Annotated in this window: 16 protein-coding genes and 1 other RNA gene; 5 read left to right on the top strand and 12 right to left on the bottom strand. The window is 35.7% G+C overall.

Annotation, left to right across the window (positions count from 1 at the left end):
• Window positions 1-7: 7 nt before the first annotated feature.
• On the bottom strand, window positions 8-466 hold the full coding sequence (locus HM990_RS09820) for an SRPBCC family protein (RefSeq protein ID WP_178988765.1): 459 nt from the start codon (window positions 464-466) through the stop codon (window positions 8-10).
• Between the two features lie 246 nt (window positions 467-712).
• Between HM990_RS09820 and HM990_RS09815 the strand changes: the two genes are divergently transcribed.
• From HM990_RS09815 to HM990_RS09800, 4 genes are read left to right on the top strand one after another with little or no spacing between them, the layout of a single operon-like run.
• On the top strand, window positions 713-2,656 hold the full coding sequence (locus HM990_RS09815) for a peptidylprolyl isomerase (protein ID WP_178988764.1): 1,944 nt from the start codon (window positions 713-715) through the stop codon (window positions 2,654-2,656).
• Window positions 2,657-2,666: 10 nt separating this feature from the next.
• Entirely contained in the window at window positions 2,667-3,518 is an 852-nt protein-coding gene (locus HM990_RS09810; protein ID WP_229719428.1) for a peptidyl-prolyl cis-trans isomerase, read from the top strand.
• Window positions 3,481-4,923 (top strand): peptidylprolyl isomerase, encoded by a 1,443-nt coding sequence (locus tag HM990_RS09805; RefSeq protein WP_229719427.1) that lies wholly within the window; start codon window positions 3,481-3,483, stop codon window positions 4,921-4,923. The genes HM990_RS09810 and HM990_RS09805 overlap by 38 nt, the downstream gene beginning before the upstream one ends.
• A gap of 6 nt (window positions 4,924-4,929) precedes the next feature.
• Complete coding sequence (locus HM990_RS09800; protein ID WP_178988762.1) at window positions 4,930-5,883, top strand: AAA family ATPase; 954 nt, start codon at window positions 4,930-4,932, stop codon at window positions 5,881-5,883.
• A 104-nt stretch (window positions 5,884-5,987) separates the two neighbouring features.
• Here the strand turns inward: HM990_RS09800 and HM990_RS09795 are convergent, their stop codons facing one another.
• The 4 genes from HM990_RS09795 to dnaX form a co-directional block, all read right to left on the bottom strand.
• Complete coding sequence (locus tag HM990_RS09795) at window positions 5,988-7,115, bottom strand: META domain-containing protein (RefSeq protein WP_178988761.1); 1,128 nt, start codon at window positions 7,113-7,115, stop codon at window positions 5,988-5,990.
• Window positions 7,116-7,148: 33 nt separating this feature from the next.
• Window positions 7,149-7,730, bottom strand: coding sequence for a tRNA-(ms[2]io[6]A)-hydroxylase (gene miaE / locus HM990_RS09790; RefSeq protein ID WP_178988760.1), 582 nt, complete (start codon window positions 7,728-7,730; stop codon window positions 7,149-7,151).
• A gap of 77 nt (window positions 7,731-7,807) precedes the next feature.
• Entirely contained in the window at window positions 7,808-8,389 is a 582-nt protein-coding gene (locus HM990_RS09785) for a hypothetical protein (protein ID WP_178988759.1), read from the bottom strand.
• Window positions 8,390-8,392: 3 nt separating this feature from the next.
• Window positions 8,393-10,114: a DNA polymerase III subunit gamma/tau gene (gene dnaX, locus HM990_RS09780; RefSeq protein ID WP_178991939.1), complete on the bottom strand. Its 1,722-nt coding sequence runs from the start codon at window positions 10,112-10,114 to the stop codon at window positions 8,393-8,395.
• Between the two features lie 145 nt (window positions 10,115-10,259).
• Here dnaX and rnpB point away from each other — a divergent pair.
• Window positions 10,260-10,582, top strand: an RNA gene (rnpB, locus tag HM990_RS09775) — RNase P RNA component class A.
• Window positions 10,583-10,709: 127 nt separating this feature from the next.
• On the opposite strand, the gene HM990_RS09770 is transcribed toward rnpB, so the two are convergent.
• From HM990_RS09770 to HM990_RS09740, 7 genes are all read right to left on the bottom strand, one after another.
• A complete protein-coding gene (locus tag HM990_RS09770; RefSeq protein ID WP_178988758.1) occupies window positions 10,710-12,518 on the bottom strand; it encodes an acyl-CoA dehydrogenase family protein in 1,809 nt (602 codons plus the stop codon).
• A gap of 106 nt (window positions 12,519-12,624) precedes the next feature.
• The gene (locus HM990_RS09765; protein ID WP_178988757.1) at window positions 12,625-13,818 is read right to left on the bottom strand and encodes an acetyl-CoA C-acyltransferase; all 1,194 of its coding nucleotides are present in this window, start codon (window positions 13,816-13,818) and stop codon (window positions 12,625-12,627) included.
• 56 nt (window positions 13,819-13,874) lie between these two features.
• The gene (locus tag HM990_RS09760) at window positions 13,875-14,234 is read right to left on the bottom strand and encodes a four helix bundle protein (protein WP_178988756.1); all 360 of its coding nucleotides are present in this window, start codon (window positions 14,232-14,234) and stop codon (window positions 13,875-13,877) included.
• Window positions 14,235-14,266: 32 nt separating this feature from the next.
• Window positions 14,267-16,675, bottom strand: coding sequence for a 3-hydroxyacyl-CoA dehydrogenase/enoyl-CoA hydratase family protein (locus HM990_RS09755; protein ID WP_178988755.1), 2,409 nt, complete (start codon window positions 16,673-16,675; stop codon window positions 14,267-14,269).
• Between the two features lies 1 nt (window position 16,676).
• Entirely contained in the window at window positions 16,677-17,132 is a 456-nt protein-coding gene (locus tag HM990_RS09750) for a MarR family winged helix-turn-helix transcriptional regulator (RefSeq protein WP_178988754.1), read from the bottom strand.
• A gap of 126 nt (window positions 17,133-17,258) precedes the next feature.
• On the bottom strand, window positions 17,259-17,651 hold the full coding sequence (locus HM990_RS09745) for a hypothetical protein (RefSeq protein ID WP_178988753.1): 393 nt from the start codon (window positions 17,649-17,651) through the stop codon (window positions 17,259-17,261).
• Window positions 17,652-17,793: 142 nt separating this feature from the next.
• Window positions 17,794-19,566 (bottom strand): AMP-dependent synthetase/ligase, encoded by a 1,773-nt coding sequence (locus tag HM990_RS09740; protein ID WP_178988752.1) that lies wholly within the window; start codon window positions 19,564-19,566, stop codon window positions 17,794-17,796.
• Window positions 19,567-19,711 lie beyond the last annotated feature (145 nt).

Here is a 19,711-nt window from a genome sequence, read left to right as displayed (position 1 = left end):
TTATGGTCTAGGATTGTTGTTTGTGGACGGAAATTCCTTTTTCTACAAAATTCTTAAAGTTGGTCATATAGGCTTTTGTTTGTTTTTTGAAAGCACCAGGCATAAAAAACAACATCATGCTCATCATAAAGTTTGTGGGTTGAAATTCGTTGATGGATGTCCAATTTGTAAATCCGTTTTCAGATTTATAATAATTTTTCTGAATGTTTCGCATGCCTTTGGTGGTATAGGTGGCGTGAAATTCAGTAGGAAAATTTTGTTTTGTAACCGTTTCAATAATTTCCATTTTACGGTTTCCAAATTCGTAGTTCAATCTCATTTTTGCACCAAGCTCGTTGGGAATTCCAGAAATGTGCGCGGTACTCACTAAGCCTTCTTGCCAATGTTTCAAGTTCGATGCAGAATTCATTTTTTTTATAACTTCTGAAATCGGTTTTTCAATCAATATTTCAGTATTGTACTGCATGCTGAGGGAATTTTGATAAATGTATAAAAACGGTTAGCAATAGTTTCATCTAATCGACGTTAAACTGTTTTAATTGTTAAAATCATTGTAAAAATATCCAACCTATCATACTGGTATGATTTTTACTACGAAATAAGTTATAATAATTATAATATTGCCTTTTAAGCGCCTTGCTAAATACGCTATTTATGTTATTTTTGCTGAGTTTGAAAAGTGAATACATTATATAACCCTATAGAATACATTATGAGTTTAAAATTTCAATGTTTGTTTTTGGTGTTTTTCACACTAAATATGTCTTTTTCCCAAGAGAAAGACCAAGTACTTCTTAAAGTAGATGGTGAACCAATCATGGCTTCAGAATTTTTGAGGGTCTACAATAAAAATTTGGATTTGGTAAAGGATGAAAGCCAAAAGGATATTGATGGTTATTTAAAACTGTTTACGGAATATCAGTTGAAATTAAAGGAAGCCAAGCGCTTAAAGTTGGACGAGGACGAGAATTATAAAAGAGAGTTCTCCAGATATCAAAAGCAATTGATTAAGAATTATATTTCAGAAAACAAAGTGACTGATGCTTTGGTGAAAGAAGCTTATGATCGCAGTAATATAGATATTAATGCTGCACATATGTTGGTGCGCTTGGATGCTACTGCAAACGATACTATAAAGGCTTACAATGAAGTCTTGGCTTTAAGAGAGCGTGCTCTAAAGGAAGGTTTTGATAAAGTAAAAGCAGAAATGCACAATGGACAAACCATTTTTATTGAAGATTTGGGCTATTTCTCTGCCTTTAAAATGGTTTACGATTTTGAATCGGCTGCTTACAACACACCTGTTGGTGAAATTTCTATGCCGTTTAGAACGCAATTCGGCTATCACGTTGCAAAGGTTAATGATAAACGTGAATCACGAGGAACGATTACGGCTGCCCACATCATGGTAAATTTAGCGTCTAAAGATTCGCTCAGAGATCCAGAACAGCGCATTAATGAAATTTATAAAAAACTGAATCAAGGCGAAAGTTTTGAGTCCTTGGCAAAACAATTTTCAGAAGATAAAAGTTCAGCTAAAAACGGTGGAAAGATTACACCTTTTAAAAGCGGACAGTTAAGTTCTATGGAATTTGAAGATCAAGCATTTGCACTAAAAAATGATGGCGATGTGAGTAAGCCTTTCAAAACGGCTTATGGATGGCACATTGTGAAACGAATTGAATTGAAGCCAAATGAATCTTTTGAAGAGGTAAAGGCAACTTTTGAAAACAAAGTAAAACGGGATTCAAGATCAAAATTGATTAATGAGGCAATGGTGACCAAGCTTAAGAAGAACTATAAAATAGATTTCAATACTGAAGCAAAACCTTATTTTACGTCTATTTTGAACAATGATTTTTATAATCGTACTTGGGCCTTACCTGATAATTTTAAAAAGGATGAAACCGTTTTCACAATAAATGAAACACCATTTACTTATGACGCATTCGGAAAGCATTTGGTAACAGCGCAACGTATTTACACTGGCAAGAATATACCTTTTTCAAATATCGTCGATAAAGAGTTCGAAAGCTTTTTTGAAAAATCGATCCTTCAATATAGAGAAGATAATTTGGAAGCTGAAAATGAAGACTATGCAAATATCCTAAAGGAATATAGAGATGGTCTTTTATTGTTCGATTTAATGGAAAAGGAAGTATGGAACAAGGCCTCAAAAGATTCGGTCGGTATAGAGGCTTATTACAATAAGAATAAATCTAAATACCAATGGAGCGATAGAGTAGATGTGGTCATGGCAACCTCTGCAGAGAAATCCAACATGAAGAAAATCCTTAAACTAATGAAAAAAGGAAAGTCTGAAGAAGATATCAAAGAAGCGTTGAATACTTCGGATAAGCAAAATGTGATTTTTACAAAAGGCACCTATAAAGCGGATAATCCTATTTTACCTTCTAATTTTGAAGCGAAAAAAGGAATTTCGGATATCTATGAACATCACGAAGCGTTTCATGTTATTGATGTCAAGGCGGTTTTGCCAGCAGGACAAAAAACATTGGAAGAAGCTAAAGGAAACGTGATTAATGATTATCAAACTGAGCTAGAAGCAAACTGGATCAGCGAATTATATGATCGTTTTGAGATTGAAGTCAATCAAGATGTTCTTGATACTGTAAAAGATACGATAGGAAACTAATTACATATTTTTGAAATACACCTTATACATATTTCTTCTTAGCTTGCTTTTTACCAGCTGTGACTTTTTTAAAAGTTCAGATAATTTAGAGCCAGTTGCTAGGGTTAACGACAACTATCTTTACAAAGAGGATATTAAGGATATTGTGCCAAAAGGTGCTTCTAAAGAAGACAGTACATTACTGGTAAACGCATACGTTGATCGATGGGCAAGGCAATTGCTGTTGATGGAAGGTGCTTTAGTCAACCTTTCTGAAGAAAAGCAAAATGAGTTTTCAAAATTAGTGGATCAATATAAAAATGACTTATATGCCAAAGCGTATTTAGAAGGCTTGGTTAAGAAAAATATCGACACCATAGTTAAGCCAGAAGAGGCGCAATTGTTTTACGAGGCCAACAAAGAATCGTTTAAACTGAATGACGATTTGGTTCAATTTAGATATATAAGTTTACCGCTTAATCCTATTAATTTAGATACCATAAAGAACCGTTTTAAACGATTCAAAGCCAGGGACAAAGCGTATTTAGATTCTATTTCTGTACAATTTAGATCCTTCTCATTAAACGATTCTATTTGGATCAAGTTGAATCGTGTAGCAGAAAAAATTCCGATTATAAACGATTCAAATAAAAATCAACTGTTAAAAAAAACTAATTTCTTACAACTCAAAGATTCATTAAACCTATATTTGATGCAAGTTAATGACGTACGCCTTCAAAACGACTATGCACCTTTGGATTATGTGAATACGTCGATCAACAAAATTGTTATAAACAAGAGAAAATTAGAGCTCATCAAGCAACTCGAAAATGATATTACAAAAGATGCCATTAAAAACAATAAGTTCCAAATTTATAATTAAAGCCGTCATTTTAGTTGGCTTTATGTCTTTCAATTTCAGCAATGCCCAAGAAATCATTGATGATGAAAAACCAGCACCATTGGAAAAACCAAAGGATAGTGTGATTAATAAAACACGTATCAAAGCCGATGGCGTAGCCGCTGTGGTTGGCGATTTTATTCTTCTGGAATCTGATTTAGATCGGGAAATAGCGCAGTTAGAAGCGCAAGGAGCAGATTTAAAAGGCTTGACAAGATGTGAACTTTTTGGAAGTCTATTAGAAAGTAAACTGTACTCACACCAAGCTATTCAAGATAGTGTTATTGTCAATGAACTACAGATAAAATCGCGTGTAGATCAACAAATACAAGGTATTTTGGCTCAGATGAATGGCGATATGGATCAAATGCTTAAATATTACAAAAAAGATTCCGAACAAGCATTGAGAGAAGAGATGTATGAGATTAATAAAAATGGTTATCTCGCACAGGAAATGCAAGCTAAGGTGACAGGAGATATTGAAGTAACTCCGGAAGAGGTGAGAACTTTTTTTAACGATATTCCAAAAGACGAGCGACCAACCTTTGGTACCGAATTAAAGTTGGCGCAAATCGTAATTATCCCAGAAGTCACAGAGGAAGCAAAACAAGATGTCGTTGATAGACTAAAAGGTTTTAAGAGAGATGTGGAAGAAAATGGTTCTAGTTTTACGACCAAGGTATTGTTTTATACAGAAGATTCTGGATCTAAATCAACAGGTGGAAAATATACCCTAAACAGAAAACAACCAAGAATGGTAAAGGAGTTCAGGGATGTTGCTTTCTCCATGCAAGAAGGGGAAATTTCAGAACCTTTTGAAACGGATTTTGGTTACCACATCATACTTTTAGAGAAAATTAGAGGTCAAGAATACGATGTGAGACACATTTTATTACGTCCAGAATTAACACAAGAAGCTATAAAAAAAGCTAAGGATCAAATTGAAGAGGTGCGAGCAAAAATCGTTGATGGTACTTTGACGTTTGCCCAAGCGGCAAGAGAATTTAGTGACGAAAAAGAAACTAAATATGAAGGCGGACAAATGACCAATCCCACCACACAAGATTTCAATTTTGAATTAACTAGAATGGATCCAGAATTGTATTCCCAAATTCAGGATTTGAAGGATGGAGAAGTCAGTGAGGTTTTTCAAGATGAAGATCGAATTAATAGAATAAAATTTAAAATATTAACCGTTACAGATCGTATTGATGATCACGAAGCAGACTTTGCTAAGGATTATCTTAAGATTAAAAATTTAGCTTTACAAGACAAACAAATTAGAGCTGTTGAAAAATGGCAAACGGAAACCATTAAAGATACTTACATTAAAATCAACGGTGAGTACAGGGATTGTGATTTTCAAAGTAATTGGTTAAAAAAATAAGCGTATATGTCTGATGTTGCTAAAATTGAAAATTTTGTTAAGAAGTATGCTGCGTTAAAGCAAGAAGTTGCTAAAGTTATTATTGGTCAAGACGATGTTGTTAATCAGGTATTGATTTCTATTTTTTCTGGTGGTCACTCGCTTTTAGTTGGTGTTCCTGGTTTGGCAAAAACCTTAATGGTCAATACTATTGCACAAGCCTTAGGATTGGATTTTAAGCGGATTCAGTTTACGCCAGATTTAATGCCAAGTGATATTCTGGGTAGCGAAATATTAGATGAGAACCGACATTTTAAATTTATAAAAGGCCCAATTTTTGCCAATATTATTTTGGCAGATGAGATCAATAGAACACCTCCAAAAACGCAAGCGGCATTGTTGGAAGCGATGCAAGAACGCGCAGTTACTGTAGCTGGTCATCAGTATAAATTAAACTTACCTTATTTTGTGTTAGCTACACAAAACCCAATTGAGCAAGAAGGAACTTATCCGCTACCAGAAGCGCAATTGGACCGTTTTATGTTTGCCATAAACTTAGAATACCCTTCGTTTCAAGAAGAAGTAGATGTGGTAAAAGCAACCACAACGGACATTCAATTGTCGGTTAATGCCTTATTTACGGCTCAGGAGATTATAGATTTTCAGAATGTAATTCGTCGTATTCCTGTGGCGGATAATGTGATAGAATACGCGGTTTCTTTAGTCGCTAAGACCAGACCAAATGCAGATACAGCGGCTGATATTGTAAAAGAATTTGTGGATTGGGGCGCAGGACCAAGAGCCTCCCAGAATTTAATATTGGCAGCAAAAACTCATGCAGCTACTACTGGGAAATTCTCGCCAGATATTGAAAATATACAAGCTGTTGCTACAGGAATCCTAAGACATCGAATTATCAAAAACTATAAAGCGGAAGCCGAGGGTATTACGGACGAGAAGATTATTGAGAGTTTATTTTAGATATTAAAGCGAGTATACTCTGAATTTTTACATGCCCTCCCTAAGGGTTGTACCATCTATTTTTCACTACGATCATTATAAATGATAATCTCAGTCTCTAGAGCTTATTCTTTTAAGAATTTTAAAGAAAACACGACCTTGTCTTTATTTTCAATATTTATAAAATAAAGTCCAGTTGCAAAGCGGCTGACCTCTATGTTTATAGTGTTGAGTTTCGATTTTGACATCAACTTACCCTCTAGACTATAAATGGAATAGTTGAGGTTTTGAAATAATAATTCATCAGCTATATTTAATTCTAGTTGATCCTGAATGGGATTTTTAAAGAGAGTTATTTCATTATAGTCAAAATCATGAATAGAAAGCGGTTCCGTTCCAAAAATTAAGATGTCGCCTAGAGCATTAACGGAACGGTCTAAGGGGTCAGATACACTTGTCAGAACTAGATTTGCTCCATTATTAATAATTTCAAATCTAAATACATTAGCTGAGGTATCGCCTAAAACTGAAAAATAGGCAGTCTCAATGGCACTAGGAGGCTCACACGTAACAGTATTAGGTGCGATACTCGTAATTCTCAATTCATCTCCATGACCATAATACATACCATATTCGCCAACATAGTCATTGCAAACACCTTCGCCAGCAAACGTCATAGTGCCAAAGAAAGGATGTGGATTAGCCTGAAGCGTTAGGCTAGGAGAGCCTGAAGTTACATTATATGTGATACCACCTTCAATTACGGTTTCTAAATACCAAGTACTATGAAGTATGGAATTTGGATTTGTTTTACTATAAAAGATGCTACTGTTATTAGAATTTGTTAATGTTAAGATTTGTGCTTCTCCTTCACCTGTGATATCATAGCTAAACTCACTAGAACCCGTAGAATTATTATATAGCAATGAAAAGTACATGTTTTCAAATGTACCTCTTGGTTCATTATAGCAATCAATAAGTGAACTGCCAAAGCCATTAAATATGATACTATTATTTGTAGAGGTATACTCGCCAAAAAAATAGTTACAGGAAGAAGAACCACTATATTCCAAATAGTTTTCAAATATAATATCTTCGGTAAAATCTATTGTATTAACATAAGCATAAACATTATTATAAGTAGCATTATCAATACTAAATGAATCTAGATACCATTCCCCAACTAATTCATTTTGGGAAAAGCCAATATATGAGCAAAGAAAAACAGTAAGAATAGAGTAGAATTTGTTCATAAGATTTAAAGTATTTACAATAAAGTTACGAAATCACCCATGAATCGATTCCTTATTCCCTAAATTTTTTATGATTTCTGCTTCATAATCCAATAATGCTTCCCATTTTTCATCGACTTCTTTTCTGTCGCCATATTTACGGGCAAAATTTAAAAACATGGTATAGTGACCAGCTTCACTAATCATGAGTTTTCGATAGAATTTAGCGAGTTTTTTATCTTCTAACTGTTCGGATAATAAGCGAAATCGTTCACAGCTACGAGCTTCAATTAATGCGGCATATAGTAATCTGTGGACTAATTGTGTGGTTCGGCTGCCACCTTTGGAGAAAAATTTAAGGAGTGCAATCACATAGTCATCCTTTCTATCTCTACCAAGTGTCCAGCCGTTTTCTAAAATTCTATCGTGTACCATTTTAAAATGGCTCATTTCTTCTTCTACCAGATCAATCATTTCCTGCACCAACTCCGTATATTCAGGAAAGCTTACAATTAATGAAATAGCTGTGCTCGCTGCTTTCTGTTCGCAATAGGCATGATCGGTCAGAATATCTTCAATATTCTTTTCAACGATATTCACCCATCTTGGATCGGTCGGTAATTTTAGTCCTAACATGTTTGAGTTATTAATTACTGAGATTTTAAACACAAATATTGTGGTAAAGCCACAGCGTGGTAGTGTATTTAAATCGTTTATTTTTCACCTAATTGTACAATATGAGATTTACCTTTTTCATCAATAAATAGGCGATGCGATGCAAATCTATCAGTTTCTGGAATAGCATACATAATATCTATCAAAACCATATTTGTGTAACTGGGATCGTCATTAACTTGAATCGATTTTAAAACCGCAAGCGTATCAAAGTTATACAAATCTGAACCCGAAACTAAATTTCCTTTGTATTTAAAGGCTTTATTCACTTTTTTCTTATTGAAACTCTTGTTGTAAATTACCTTATCGTCTTTAGTTACGTTTATATCAAATTTGAAGTTTCTATAATACGTCTGGTAATTAATGGTGTCTTTTATATTTGAAAAACGGACAGCGTTAGACATATCCGCATAGGTCTTTATTTTTACACGAAAACCATTGCTCATTAAGGTATCTACGTCTTGTTCAATATAAGTTTCAGGAATATAAACAATGGTTTCAATATTGACTGCTTTTTTGAACTCTTCAATGCTTTCCGACAAGGCTTGGCGTTGTGTTTTTCTTCCTTCGCAACTTGTGAAAGCCGTAAGTAGTAATAGAAGTCCGAGTAAATGTTTCATATCTTAAATATCTAATCCGAAAGTCTGTCGCAACACCTCAATATTAGGATTTTTCTCTTTTAGCTTTTCGTATTTCTCTAATGGTGTGAAAGCATATTTTTTGGCGATTTCCTCATTAACCGTAATATCCAATTTTAAATCGTAATTCCGTAATTTTTTCTTTAGAAAGGACATCAGCGGAAACTCGGCACGTTCCAATTCTATTTTATTGGTATTGTTGGAATAAGTTAAATAAATGGTTGTGTCCTTTAATTTTGGCTGATCCATTTGTAAAATAGAAGCCATAATTTTTTCACCTTTTTTATCCATTCTAGCAGTGTAGGTTTTCCAAGCGTCGTTTAAGGCTTCCTGTGTTACAGGTTCTTTTGGTAGATCGTCTTCATCAATCACTACATCCATTTGGCGTAACTGATGTTCTTTCTTTTCCCGAATACTTTTTAATGATAAACCAGAGGTTGATGATTTTGGTTTGTTTATGGAAATCTTAGGAATGTCCACAACAGGTTCAGCGACTTCGGAAACTAATTCTTTTGGTTTTTCCTGGGAAATAGTAGTTTTTTCTGGAACTTTAACTTCGGCTTTAGGTTTTGTAACCCGAATAGGAGTGATGCCTCTCGCTTTAAAATAGGAAGGCGGAATTATGAAGTGCTTAAGATTTTTTTTTTCTCCATCAAAAGTGATAGAGGCAAGTTGCATAAGCGTTAATTCAACGAGCAAACGTTGATTTTTACTGGACTTATATTTCAGATCACAGTCATTGGCCAACCGAATCCCTTCCATTAGAAAACTATGCGATGTTTTCTGTGATTGTTCTTGGTATTTCAGACTTGTATCTTCACCAACTTCAAGCAATGGAATAGTTGCTGGATTCTTGCAGACCATTAAATCCCTAAAATGAGACGCCAAGCCTGCGATATAGTGATGACCATCAAATCCTTTGGACAGAATGCTGTTGAACTGTACCAGTAAATCTGGAATTTTATTTTCTAAAATTAAATCTGTACTTGTAAAGTAAGTTTCATAATCGAGAACATTCAAATTCTCAGTAACGGCCTGTCTAGTTAAATTCTTACCCGAAAAACTGACGACGCGGTCAAAAATAGACAGCGCATCTCGCATCGCACCATCTGCTTTTTGGGCAATGATATGGAGCGCATCATCTTCAGCGGTAATGCCTTGTTCTTTGGCAATATATTTTAAGTATTCCTTTGCGTCTGAAACCGTAATTCGTTTAAAATCGAAAATCTGACAACGCGATAATATCGTTGGAATAATTTTATGTTTTTCAGTGGTCGCTAAAATGAAAATACAATGTTTTGGCGGTTCTTCTAAAGTCTTCAAAAACGCATTAAAAGCCGCTTGGGATAACATGTGCACCTCATCAATGATATAAACCTTGTATTTTCCAACTTGTGGAGGAATCCGAACCTGGTCGGTTAAGTTTCTAATATCATCAACAGAGTTATTGGATGCCGCATCGAGTTCAAAAATATTAAAGGCAAAATCTTCGTCTTCGCTTGTGTTACCATCACTATTAATCATCTTAGCAAGGATACGCGCACAAGTGGTTTTACCTACACCTCGAGGTCCTGTAAACAATAGAGCTTGTGCTAAGTGATTGTTTTCAATGGCATTCAGCAACGTATTGGTAATGGCCTGCTGACCCACAACATCCTTAAAGGTCTGTGGTCTGTATTTACGGGCTGATACTACAAAGTGTTCCAAGGTTTGCTGAACTAGTTTTGGCATCTTTCGATGCTCTTGAATTAAATTAAGAATCCGAATTACAAATTTAAGAATAACCACTTAATAGCGATTTATAAGAACTTAAATTTAATATGAGTTATTAACAATTTATGTACTTTTGCGCCAAGCAGATCGCCTTATCGTACTGATTATAAATATCAGTAAGGAAAGTCCGAACACCAAAGTGTAATCATAGTGGCTAACAGCCATCCACCGAAAGGTGAGGAAAAGTGCAACAGAAAGTATGTACAGGTCATGCTGTAGTGAAACCAGGTAAACTCTATGTGGTGCAATGTCATGTAAACTAGTGCTCTGATAACTATCGGGAGAGCGTACACGCGCGATACTAGAGGGTAGACAGCTAAAGTTTGCTGGTAACAGTAAACGTAGATAAATGATAAGGACTCTTTTAGAGTACAGAATTCGGCTTATAGATTTGCTTAAACATACAAAAACCATCTAGTGATAGATGGTTTTTTGCTTTGGAATGAAAAAAGCCAATTCAATCCAAATTTATATAGGAAGAATTGGCTTTATAATTAGAATTATTTGAGTTAGTCTAATTATTGAATTATTAGAAGCAGTATTTGTTTTCTGCTTTTACTTTTTCTGCTATTTCAATCCGTAAATCAACAATATCAGGATAATTTTGATACTTAGTGAAACGTTTCAGTCCCATTAATAACATACGTTGCTCGTCACCTTCAGCAAATGAAATAATACTTTCTTTTCCTTTTTCTTCCACGATATCCACCGCATGATATAGATATAATTTTGCCATGGCGATTTGGGCCGATTGTGTCTCTTCGCCAAAACGTTTGGCATTCTTTTCGGTTCTTAAGATTGCGGATTCTGCCATGTAGATTTCAATTAAGATATCTGCAGCAGCAATCAATAATTGTTGGTGTTCTTCGAGTTGCGGTCCAAATTTTTGAACTGCTCCACCAGCCACCATCAAAAAGGTTTTCTTTAACTTTTTGATCATTTCTTTTTCTTCTGAAAACAATTCAGAATAATCTGGGGTTTCAAACGATGGAATGCCCATTAATTCTTCCTGGACTTTTTGTGCAGGCCCTAATAAATCCACATGACCTTTCATTGCTTTCTTAACCAACATCCCAACGACTAACATTCTGTTAATTTCGTTGGTGCCTTCATAAATACGAGCAATTCTAGCATCTCTCCAAGCCGCTTCCATCGGTGTTTCTTCAGAGAAGCCCATGCCTCCAAAAATTTGGATACCTTCATCTGCCGAATTTTGTACATCTTCAGAAACTGCCACTTTTAAGATAGAACATTCAATGGCATATTCTTCCACACCTTTAAGTTCTGCCTCTTGATGAGAATTTCCGGCCGCTTCGCGCATCGCAATCCGATCTTCAATGTTTTTTGCAGCTCTATATGTCGCAGATTCTCCAGCATAGGCACTTGCTGCCATTTCAGCTAATTTGGTTTTTATAGCTCCAAAATCTGCAATTGGTGTTTTAAACTGTTTACGTTCATTAGCATACTGTACGGCAGTCGTTAAAATGCGTCTTTGAGAATCTAAACAAGCTGCGGCTAATTTAATACGTCCAACATTAAGTGCATTCATGGCGATTTTAAATCCTTCACCACGACCTGCTAACATATTTTCGACAGACACAACGGTATCGTTAAAAAATACCTGACGTGTAGAACTTGCACGAATACCTAATTTATGTTCTTCCTCACCTAAAACAATGCCATTTGGGTTGTCTTTATCGTATTCAACGATGAAACCCGTAATATTTTTATCATCTTCAATACGAGCAAAGACAATCATCAAACTACAAAAACCTGCATTTGAAATCCACATTTTTTGACCGTTGATTTTGTATGATTTGCCATCTGGAGATAATTCGGCAGTTGTTTTACCTGAATTCGCATCTGAACCTGCTCCAGGTTCTGTCAAACAATAGGCTCCAAACCATTCACCTGTTGCTAATTTTGGTACATATTTTTGCTTTTGCTCTTCTGTGCCGTATAAGGTAATTGGCATAGTGCCGATTCCTGTGTGAGCACCAAATGCTGTACTGAATGAACCAGTTCCTGATGAAATATAATCACATGTTAAACATGTGGAAACAAATCCCATTCCTAAACCGTCATAAGCTTCAGGAACAGCGACACCTAAAAAGCCCATTTCTCCAGCTTTACGCATCACTTCTTCGGTGAGGGCAAAATCTTTTGCTTCAAAGCGTGGTTTGTGAGCGATGATTTCACGTTCGTTGAATTCCATTACGGACTCTTTCATCATTTGTTGCTCTTCTGAAAAGTCTTCAGGAGTAAAAATGTCTTGGCAGTCTGTTTCTTTAACGAGGAATTGACCGCCTCTTAGTATGTCTTTTTCTGTTGTTTCCATTTTTTTATTTAGATTCTAGACAGCTAGATACTAGATTCTAGACTGCACTTTGTTAATTTGATGTATAATTTTTAAGTCTAGATGCTAGACTCTATTCGTCTATGTTCTAATTTAAAAACTCAAATATCCCACAAGCACCTTGACCTGTACCAACGCACATCGTTACAGCGCCATATTTGCCTTTCATGTTTTGCTTACGCATTTCATCAAATAGTTGTACCGATAATTTTGTTCCAGTACATCCTAATGGATGACCTAACGCAATGGCACCACCATTAACATTTATGATATCTGGATTGAGGTCTAATTCTCTAATCACAGCAATTGATTGTGAAGCGAAGGCTTCGTTTAACTCAATTAACGCTAGATCATCTTGTTTTAAACCGCCTTGTTTTAATGCCTTTGGAATGGCTTTTACTGGTCCGATTCCCATAATTCGTGGTTCAACACCAGCAGCAGCATAATTTACAAGTCTTGCGATAGGTTCCAGATTCAATTCTTTTACCATCTCTTCACTCATAATCATTACGAAAGCTGCGCCATCACTCATTTGCGATGAGTTACCAGCTGTTACACTTCCGTTCGCCGCAAATACAGGTCGTAATTTTGCTAAAGCCTTTAAACTTGTACCTGCACGAGGACCTTCGTCTTTAGTGACTGTGTAAGATTTTGTTGCTTTCTTGCCGTTGTCGTCAATGTATGTTTGCTCAACGTCTATCGGAACAATTTGATCTTGGAAACGGTTTTCAGCTTGTGCTTTTAAGGCTTTCATATGTGAATTGTAGGCAAACTCATCCTGGTCTTCACGAGATACATTGAATTGTTTTGCAACCGCTTCAGCCGTATTTCCCATTCCCCAATAATAGTCCTCATGCCCAGCTTTTACGGTATCGTAATTTAATTCTGGTTTAAAACCTGTCATTGGAACACTACTCATGCTTTCTGCGCCACCTGCAATGATGCAATCTGCCATTCCAGACTGAATTTTGGCCGCTGCAATTCCGATGGTTTCAATACCAGAGGCACAAAAGCGGTTGACGGTAACTCCAGGAACATCTACACTATCTAACCCAATTAATGAGATAAATCGTGCCATGTTAAGTCCTTGCGAACCTTCTGGCATGGCGTTACCAACGATAACATCGTCAATACGTTTTTTATCTAAATTTGGCAGCTCCTTCATCATATGCTGAATGGTTTCAGCAGCTAATTCATCTGTTCTTTTAAAACGGAACACACCTTTTGGTGCTTTACCAACGGCAGTTCTGTATGCTTTTACTATATATGCGGTCTTATTCATAGTTTTATTTATTAAATTGAAAAGAGAGTCTAGAAGCTAGACGATTAGAAAATAGACTAATCACCAAGGTTATCAATAAACTTTCCTAACATTTTTTGAATTTGTAATATTTTGTTTTCTAATTCTTCAAATTGATTTTTATCTAAATACTCTTCATTATAAGAAACAATTAATTGCGTTTCCCACTCGAAAGCTGAACCCAAACTATTTTCAAGATATTTCTTAAAGTGTCTATCTTTACTTTTACTGGAGCCTTCCGAAATATTAGAAGGAATAGAAACTGCGCATCTATTCATTTGACTAACAAGATTAAACCTTTCAAAGTCAGGAAAATTTCGAGTTAATTTATAGTTCTCTTGAACTAAATTAATTCCATCTTGCCAAACTTTCAATATTTTAAAATTATGTCGTCCCATAGTCTATAATCTAGATTCTAGTTGTCTAACGTCTAATTTCTAAGTGGCTTACCCTTTGTTAACATATGCTGAATTCTCTCCAATGTTTTACGTTCAGTACAAAGTGACAAAAATGCTTCACGTTCTAAATCCAATAAATATTGTTCTGTTACTTTGGTTGGTTCAGATAAATCGCCTCCAGCCATAACGTAGGCTAATTTGTTGGCGATTTTCATGTCGTGTTCAGAAATGTAATTAGAGTCTTCCATAGCGTCTGTGCCAACTAAGAACATACCTAACGCTTGTTTTCCTAGGACTAACACATCATCTCTTTTTACTGGTTGCGTATACCCAGCATCTGCCATTAATTTTGCGTGTTGTTTGGCTACAGCTATTTGTCGGTCTTTATTTACGACGACAACATCTTTTCCTTTTTGAAGTAAACCTAAGTCGAAAGCCTCATAAGCAGACGTTGATACTTTGGCCATACCAATGGTTAAGAAATATTCCTGTAACACATTTAATTGAACGTCTCCTTTTTGGAACAAGTCTTGTGCTCTTAAAGCCATTTCTTTAGAACCTCCACCACCAGGAATCACACCAACACCGAACTCTACAAGTCCCATGTATGTTTCTGCTGCTGCTACAACCTTATCTGCGTGTAATGATAATTCACAACCACCTCCTAAAGCCATACCATGAGGTGCAGAAATCGTTGGAATTGCAGAATAACGCATACGCATCATGGTGTCTTGGAAATATTTTATAGCAGCATTCAGTTCGTCATATTCTTGTTCTGCAGCCATCATAAAAATCATGCCGATGTTTGCACCAACAGAGAAGTTGGCAGCTTGATTACCAACGACCAATCCTGCAAAATCTTTTTCGGCTAAATCAATTGCTTTATTTAATCCAGCTAAAACGTCGCCACCAATGGTATTCATTTTAGATTGGAACTCACAGTTAAGGATGCCGTCACCTAGATCTTCAATAACAACTCCTGAGTTTTTAAAGACTTCGTTCGTTTTTCTGATATTATTCAAGATGATGAAACTATCTTGACCAGGAATTTTTGTTTGTGATTTTGAAGGTATATCGTAATAGTAGGAAGCGCCATCTTTAACTGTATAAAAAGATTTGTTACCAGAAGCGATCATCTCATTAACCCAAGCAGCAGGTTCTAAACCTTCGGCTTTCATCAATTCGATTCCTTTTTCAACGCCTATAGCATCCCAAATTTGGAAAGGACCATGTTCCCATCCAAAACCAGCTTTCATGGCATCATCGATCTTGTAAAGCTCATCTGAAATCTCAGGAATTCGGTTAGACACATAAGCGAACAAGGCCGTAAAGCTTTTACGGTAGAATTCTCCCGCTTTATCTTTTCCTTTTACTAATATTTTGAAACGGTCAACAACTTTATCGACCGTCTTGGTCATTTCTAAAGTAGCGAATTTAGCTTTTTTAGAAGATCTGTATTCAAGAGTGTTTAAATCGAGGGCTAGAATCTCTGAAGACCCATCGTCTTTTTTGACTTTTTTATAAAAGCCTTGTCCTGTTTTACTTCCTAACCATTTGTTTTCCATCATAGTATCGATGAAATCTGGTAATTTGAAAAGTTCTCTTCGTTCGTCATCAGGACAGTTTTCATAAATGCCGTTAGCGACGTGCACCAAGGTATCTAAGCCAACCACATCAACCGTTCTGAAGGTAGCCGATTTTGGACGACCAATGACTGGACCTGATAATTTATCAACTTCCTCAACCGTTAAATCTAAATCTTTGACCGCATGAAATAAACTCTGTATACTAAAAATCCCGATTCTGTTCCCGATGAAAGCAGGCGTATCTTTTGCAATTACAGATGTTTTACCTAAGAATTTTTCCCCATAGTCATTTAAGAAATCCAAAACGGCTTGGTCTGTTTCTGGACCAGGAATAATTTCGAATAATTTTAAGTAACGTGCAGGATTAAAGAAATGTGTTCCGCAGAAATGCTTCCGGAAATCGTCGCTACGACCTTCACTCATAAACTTAATTGGAATACCAGAGGTGTTTGATGTAATTAAGGTGCCTGGCGTTCTATGTTTTTCAAGGTTTTCAAACACTTGCTTTTTGATGTCTAGCCTTTCAACTACGACTTCCATAATCCAATCGACATCGGCCACTTTAGAGATATCATCTTCTAAGTTTCCTGTGGTGATTCGGCTTGCGAATGATCGATGATAGAGTGGTGCAGGCTTTGATTTTATGGAGGCAGCCAATGCATCATTTACCAATCTGTTTCTAACAGCCTTGTCTTCTAAGGTTAAGCCTTTTGCCTTTTCTTTGTCGTTTAATTCTCTTGGAACAATGTCCAAAAGTAAAACGTCGACACCAATATTGGCGAAATGACAAGCGATTCCGCTTCCCATGATTCCCGATCCAATAATTGCTATTTTTTTAATTCTTCGTTTACTCATCTTATTTTAAAATGTGTTCTTTTTTGTTGTATATCTGTTTATTGGAAATCATATTATTAATGACTTCGGCTACTTTCGTAAAGTTTGCTAATTCTTCTGCGGAAACATTTGCTTTAATAGTTTCGTTAAATGTTAGTACTTTATCTTTTGATAATGCTCTTTTTTCTCTTCCAAAATCTGTCAAGAAAATTAAGACGCCACGTCCATCTTCTGGGTTTGGTTTGCGCTCAATTAAACCATTGGCTTCCATAGTTTTTAAAGTTCGGGAAAGACTAGTGGCTTCCATTCCCATTTTAGGGCCTAAAGATGTTGAAGGTGTTCCCTTTTCAGGATCAATACTTAATAAGGCAAAACCGGTAGCCATTGTTGTCCCAAATTGAGAGGCTTCTTCGTTATACATTTTATTAACTGCCAACCAAGTGGTTCTCAGAATATAATCTATTGTTTTGTCTTTCATAAAACTGAAATTGGAAACCAAAGATAATAAAAAATACTATGCATGCATAATAAATTGCCAAAATTTTATATTAATAATTTGAAGCTATTATTTTGAGAAGTTTGTGTTTGAAAGCTTTCCTCGCTTTTATTTAAATTTGCCATTAATAAATCCGACGATTGCTCCAGTCGCTGCGGTAATGCCTATAGAAATAGCGATATCCAGCGTGAATAATTCGGTAGTTATTGTACCATCAATAGCCATATTAAAAAAACCATTAAATAACGCGAAGAATAACCCGAAGAATGCTCCGGCTCTAGCACCTGTAGAGATTGTAGCAATTTGTGCCCAACGATTATAAAAATAAGACAAAAAGAATCCTATAGATAAACATCCCAAAAAAATAAATGTCATTGATCTTGTGTCTTCGTTGGGTTGTGGAAAGTAGTCGGCAAGAATAATACCATAACCCAACCAACCGAGAAGCCAGTTCACAATACCTCCACAAATACCAGCAATGATAAATGTTTTAGTTTTCATATGTTAGGATTTAGCGGTTATGACTACCTAAGATATGATATTTGGCGTAAAATGTTTGTTATCAACGATTAATAACGTAGAAATTAGATTAATATCTAAAAATAGTCATATCTGCTAATAAATATTTTAATTTATTTCGGTCTTAAGCACGATAAATTTTATCATAAAGATCTTGATAAATATCCTTAATAATAGCGCGTTTCATTTTCATGGTAGGCGTAAGATGTCCTCCATCAATAGACCACACATCTGGCGTGAGTTCAAATCGTTTGATTTGTTCCCATTTTCCAAAGTGTTTATTGTATTTGTCTATTTCTCGTTGAATGCGATTAATTACGATTTCGGAATTAGCAATTTCAGTTTCCGTTTTTCCAACGCCATTTTGTTTATGGTCTATCCAATCGCGTATAAAATCAAAATTTGGCTGAATTAGCGCTGCCGGCATTTTTTCGCCTTCACCAACCACCATTATTTGTTCAATAAAAAGGGATTGCTTCATGTCGTTTTCTAGGAGTGGCGGAATCACATATTTTCCACCTGAGGTTTTAAACATTTCCTTTTTACGACCTGTAATTTTTAAGAAACCATCTGCATCAATTTCTCCTTTATCTCCTGTATGGAAATAATCTCCTGTCATTACACTAGCTGTTTTTTCAGGATCTTTATAATACCCTAACATGACATTAGGACCTTTTACTAGAACTTCGCCGTCCTCTGCAATTTTAACTTCTACATTATCAATTGGTTTTCCAACTGTTCCGACTCTATAATTATGGTCTTTATATAAACCTACGGCTACAACAGGAGAGGTTTCAGTTAAACCATAACCTTCCATAACGCGCATCTTGGCCGCTCCAAACATTCTTGCTAATCGTGGTTGCAATGCGGCACTCCCGGAAACCATAGTGCCTAATTCGCCACCAAGGGCTTCGCGCCATTTACTGAATATAAGTTTATTGGCTATTTTTAGTTGAAACTCATACCAAGCTCCATTGGCACCATACGGTTCCCAGCGTTCTCCCAATCTTACGGCCCAAAAGAACAAGCCTTTTTTAATTCCTGTTAGTTCTTCGCCTTTTAGCATAATTTTATCAAAGACTTTTTCAAGAAGTCGAGGAACAACACTCATTAAATTCGGTTTAACTTCTTTGGCATTATCTCCAATTTTATCAATGGCTTCAGCGAAATAAATGGATGTCCCAGCATATTGATATACATAAATTAAAACACGTTCAAAAATATGACAAATAGGTAAGAAGCTCAATATACGAGTTTCACCTTCCTTTAAAGGAACCCTTGGCGAACTGTCTAAAGCGTTACTGGTTATATTCCAATGCGAAAGCATGACACCTTTTGGTCTTCCTGTTGTGCCGGATGTATAAATTATGGTAGCTAAATCTTCAGGTTTTACGGCATCTTTTCGGGCTTCGACTTCTGGTTGATTGCTCTCGTCTTTACCTAATTCGAATAATTCAGAATAGTGTTTGCAACCTTCAATATGATCAAAGGAATATACCTCCTTTATTTTCGTTTTATTTTGAATTTTCCTTACTTTTTCTAATACTTCTGTATCTGAAACGAAGCAATAAATAGATTCGCTGTGGTTTAAAACATATTCGTAATCCTCAGCACTAATCGTAGGATAAATCGGAATATTTTGTGCGCCCAATTGAAGAATGCCAATATCCATTATGTTCCATTCCGTTCTGTTGGTTGTGGAAATAACTGCAATTTTATCGTTTTTTTGAATGCCCAAACGCAACAAAGCCCTGCTCATAGCATTTGATTTATCTATATATTCTTGCGTCGATATGGCTTCCCATTTACCATTGTATTTGGTAACCAAAGCGCTATCGTTTGGTTTGTGTTTTAGTTGGTAATATGGAAAATCGAAAAGGCGTGTTACGTCTGTCATGTTCATTTTTAGCAAAAATTAGTAAGGGATATTGCGAAAATATCGATTTTAAAGTTATAAAATTAAATATTATGAAAATGAAGAAGAATAAAAATTTTATTCAATAATATTCTAAAGAAAATGTTTAGTGCCTATAACTTCTTAT

It is taken from the genome of Winogradskyella schleiferi, assembly GCF_013394655.1.
Classification (GTDB): Bacteria; Bacteroidota; Bacteroidia; order Flavobacteriales; family Flavobacteriaceae; genus Winogradskyella; species Winogradskyella schleiferi.
This window is presented reverse-complemented; position numbering and strand designations above follow the sequence as displayed.

Coding starts and splice junctions, on each gene's coding strand:
- HM990_RS09765 (WP_178988757.1), bottom strand. CDS start 13,818: ATGAATAAGACCGCATATATAGTAAAAGCATACAGAACTGCCGTTGGT.
- HM990_RS09755 (WP_178988755.1), bottom strand. CDS start 16,675: ATGAGTAAACGAAGAATTAAAAAAATAGCAATTATTGGATCGGGAATC.
- HM990_RS09795 (WP_178988761.1), bottom strand. CDS start 7,115: ATGAACAAATTCTACTCTATTCTTACTGTTTTTCTTTGCTCATATATT.
- HM990_RS09745 (WP_178988753.1), bottom strand. CDS start 17,651: ATGAAAACTAAAACATTTATCATTGCTGGTATTTGTGGAGGTATTGTG.
- HM990_RS09740 (WP_178988752.1), bottom strand. CDS start 19,566: ATGACAGACGTAACACGCCTTTTCGATTTTCCATATTACCAACTAAAA.
- HM990_RS09815 (WP_178988764.1), top strand. CDS start 713: ATGAGTTTAAAATTTCAATGTTTGTTTTTGGTGTTTTTCACACTAAAT.
- miaE (WP_178988760.1), bottom strand. CDS start 7,730: ATGTTAGGACTAAAATTACCGACCGATCCAAGATGGGTGAATATCGTT.
- HM990_RS09800 (WP_178988762.1), top strand. CDS start 4,930: ATGTCTGATGTTGCTAAAATTGAAAATTTTGTTAAGAAGTATGCTGCG.
- HM990_RS09805 (WP_229719427.1), top strand. CDS start 3,481: ATGCCATTAAAAACAATAAGTTCCAAATTTATAATTAAAGCCGTCATT.
- HM990_RS09770 (WP_178988758.1), bottom strand. CDS start 12,518: ATGGAAACAACAGAAAAAGACATACTAAGAGGCGGTCAATTCCTCGTT.
- HM990_RS09820 (WP_178988765.1), bottom strand. CDS start 466: ATGCAGTACAATACTGAAATATTGATTGAAAAACCGATTTCAGAAGTT.
- HM990_RS09785 (WP_178988759.1), bottom strand. CDS start 8,389: ATGAAACATTTACTCGGACTTCTATTACTACTTACGGCTTTCACAAGT.
- HM990_RS09760 (WP_178988756.1), bottom strand. CDS start 14,234: ATGGGACGACATAATTTTAAAATATTGAAAGTTTGGCAAGATGGAATT.
- HM990_RS09750 (WP_178988754.1), bottom strand. CDS start 17,132: ATGAAAGACAAAACAATAGATTATATTCTGAGAACCACTTGGTTGGCA.